This is a genomic window from Sulfitobacter mediterraneus (assembly GCF_003054325.1).
GTDB classification, from domain to species: domain Bacteria; phylum Pseudomonadota; class Alphaproteobacteria; order Rhodobacterales; family Rhodobacteraceae; genus Sulfitobacter; species Sulfitobacter mediterraneus.
The window spans coordinates 1-3288 of the sequence record NZ_QBKU01000030.1 but is presented as its reverse complement, the minus strand read 5'-3'; the positions used below and the strand labels follow the sequence as shown (position 1 = coordinate 3288).

Genomic DNA, 3288 nt, shown 5'->3' with positions numbered 1-3288 from the left:
ACACCCTCAAGGGGTCCAGTGATCGAGTAGCCTGTGATGCTGTCGTCATAGACCTCCCAGACCTGGAACAGGTGCTCAGGCCAGTCATCGAAGGCACGAATGACAACAACGTCGTCTTCTCTAAGGTTAAAGGGGTCATCCATGCTCAGCCCCTCCGGAAGATCAGGTCAGGCAGGACAGCCCCGAGGACAAATCCGAGTGGCACAGGCAGCGTCACTGGCAAGGCCCACGAGGGGATCACAGCCAGCACGATCAGCAGGACTGCGATGCCCTGAGGCACGACAAGGGCGAGGTCATAGCGCCGCTTCAGCGCGTAAGACAGGGCCAGCCGGAAGCAGACCCCAGCTGCCAAAAGCAGCGTGAAGGTGGTAAACATCTATAAATCTCCATTGATGGTTTCTTTATATAGATGCTTGGAAAAGAACGGTTTTATGGAGGTTTAGCTTCAAGAATCGCACCCCGAGGTTGGTGTATCAATCAGAATTCAGCACACCCGTAGCAACCGTTAGACCCTTTGGTGCCAGTCAATCTAGCGGGTGTTACGGGTGCAACGGGTGTGTGGGTTTTCGTGTTTCGATAGAAGTTGTGTGATGCAAATTTATGGTACCAAACCAAACTGTCGGTAGCCGCATGCCCTATCCTTAAGTATAGGCTTGCTATCCGTCTACCCACCTTACTTTTGTCGTTAACCCTCCTACCACAACTTCATCAGACGCATTCCTGTGCCGTCGTGCCTTGACCAATCTTCATCGTGCGTTCAGCGAATGACTGCTTTCGAAGGGGATATTCTATGCCAAGCAACTTAAAATCGGTCCATGCAGTGCTTGGGGCAATGACTTTTTGGGGGAAAAGGCCAAAATTGCAAATCAGCATCCGCTGGATGGTATTTGCGGGTCTGATACTGGCGTCTGTTCCAGCGGTGCTGGGTCTCTACATATGGATGGAACGCCACGCGATTCAAAAAGAGGTGGACTATGTGGATGAGAACCACCTCATTATTGCCAAAAACCTTGCGGCAGCAATGGAACGCTATGCCATTGACGTGGCCACGGTCTTCGAATTGGCAGCAAAAAATATGCAAGAGCCGGAAGGCATTGATCTAAGCGAAACTCTTGATGAATTTGACCTTAGATTCGTAACAATTTTAGACATTCGCAATGACATCGTGAGCGAAGTCAGCGCGGCAAGCGTGGTAAGTTCAGAGCTGCCATCTACCGCACAATTGGCAAATCTTCGAGCACAAGCCTTTGCTAGTCCCAATCAAACAGTCTTCTCGGGTATCCTGCTTTCCAATGGTGCACCCCACATCTTTTTGACGCGCATCCTAGATGACGGAAAGCTCGTCATTTCAGCACTACAACTGAGGTATTTGATCGATCTGCAGAGTTCGATCAAATTTGGGGATCTCGGGCATTCGATGATCGTTGACCAGAATGGCCTAGTGATTGCTCACCCAAACGCAGAATGGCAGGCAAACTCTAAGGATGCCAGTATGCTCTCAGTCGTCCAACAAATGATGGCGGGCGAAACAGGCGTTGCGCAATTCTACTCGCCACCAATGCAAGCAGACATGATTTCGGGCTTCACCTTTGTTGCTCGTACAGGATGGGGAGTGATGGTGCCGCAGCCTATTGGCGAATTGGTGGCGCGAGCGAAGTCATCACAAAGCACAGCACTAACGATTGTCTTGGTCGAGGTTATTATTATTATTGGGCTAAGTTGGTGGGCGTCTCGGTTGATATCTACACCCGTCCTTAACGTTGTAGATACCGCAGCAAAAATCTCGAGTGGTGACTACTCAGCAAGGGTCAAAATGGAAGACACAGCGATAAGGGTCTCCGAGGCTGAGATTTTGGGGGCGAGCTTTAATCAGTTAATATCTGACCTCCAAACAGATCGAAACCAGCTCACCAGCGCCTTGGATGCTGCACTTGAGGGTGAACGAGCAAAATCTCGTTTTCTTGCGGTCATGTCTCACGAGGTCCGAACGCCAATGCATGGTCTCATGGGTATTTTGGAGTTAATCGAAGACGGGGAGTTGAATGACGGCCAACGTCATTTATTAACTGTTGGCCAAAAGGCCGCAAAGAATATGGCATCTCTTGTTGATGACGTGTTGCACTTCGTTAGATTGGAAACAAACGCAGAGAGTTGCACAATAGTAAATTTCGACCCCTCTGAATTGGCTCAAAGCGCAGTGGATCTATTTCACCCGATCGCTTCTCAAAAAGGTCTATCAATAGACACGACAGTCTCTGACCAGATGCAGTTGGGCGATCCACAATTAATCAGTCAAATATTGCTCAATCTTGTTGGAAACGCAGTTAAGTTCACCGATGAAGGGAAAATCCATATTGGTTCCGAGTTTCGTAGTGGTGAAAATGGAACAGATCAGTTCGTCTTTTCTGTCACAGATAGTGGAATCGGCATAGCAAAGGACTTTCATGAGAAAATCTTCGCCGAGTTCAGTCAAGTAGATTCTGAGTTTACGCGCACCAATGGAGGTTCCGGTCTTGGCCTCGCGATTTCATCACGTCTCGCCGCACTCATGGGGGGGGAAATAATTGTGTCTAGCGAGCTAAAAGAAGGATCGTGTTTCCAGCTGGTAATCCCAATTCCCTCGGTCGGGGTTTGATATGCAGCATCAGCAGAACACGAATAAGAAACTCCTCATAGCTGAAGACAACCCCATAAATCTACTGATTGTTACGCTTATGCTGGAAGCGCTGGGGTATACTATTGACACAGCCGAAAATGGTGTGGAGTGCCTCAATCTTCTAATTGCAGGCAGCTACGATCTGATTTTAACAGACATTTCGATGCCGCAGATGGACGGAGTTCAAGTTGCTAAAGAAATAAGAGGGATGTCGGGTGTGAAGTCCAGTATACCAATCATCGCAACGACGGCAAATGCAGAACCTGCTGATGCTGAAGGATATATGGCAGTCGGAATAAATGAAGTTCTCGTCAAACCATTCAGCAAGTCAGATTTACAATGCTGTATTGATAGATGGATCTAAAGGCTTCCTGAGATTTGGATGACTTTTTACTTGGTTCACGGCCAAAATAATTCGGACTTTGGGTGGGTGATTCCCCTAACAATGAATCTCCCACACCCGTAACACCCGTTAGGGACCCTTGTTGACCTCATCCCCCTTCTAGGGCTTCTCCCCCGCAAGGCCCCCCCCCCTAGGTCCTCTACTACCATTACTTATACCTAATTGGCCCCCACTGATCTTAGGGAGCCCTGCTAGGGATACCTCGCCTAGGACACCTAGCCAGAGAGAG

Annotated in this window: 3 protein-coding genes; 2 read left to right on the top strand and 1 reads right to left on the bottom strand. The window is 48.9% G+C overall.

All coding sequences use genetic code 11. The annotated features are described in order from the left end of the window. Positions 1 to 145: 145 nt before the first annotated feature. The gene (locus tag C8N31_RS20085; RefSeq protein ID WP_025050046.1) at positions 146 to 376 is read right to left on the bottom strand and encodes a hypothetical protein; all 231 of its coding nucleotides are present in this window, start codon (positions 374 to 376) and stop codon (positions 146 to 148) included. Positions 377 to 790: 414 nt separating this feature from the next. Here C8N31_RS20085 and C8N31_RS20080 point away from each other — a divergent pair, with 414 nt between their 5' ends. Together C8N31_RS20080 and C8N31_RS20075 are read left to right on the top strand one after the other, a co-directional pair. Further along, entirely contained in the window at positions 791 to 2635 is a 1845-nt protein-coding gene (locus C8N31_RS20080; RefSeq protein ID WP_081785751.1) for a sensor histidine kinase, read from the top strand. 1 nt (position 2636) lies between these two features. Then, positions 2637 to 3020, top strand: a complete 384-nt coding sequence (locus C8N31_RS20075; RefSeq protein ID WP_025050044.1) for a response regulator — start codon at positions 2637 to 2639, stop codon at positions 3018 to 3020. Positions 3021 to 3288 lie beyond the last annotated feature (268 nt).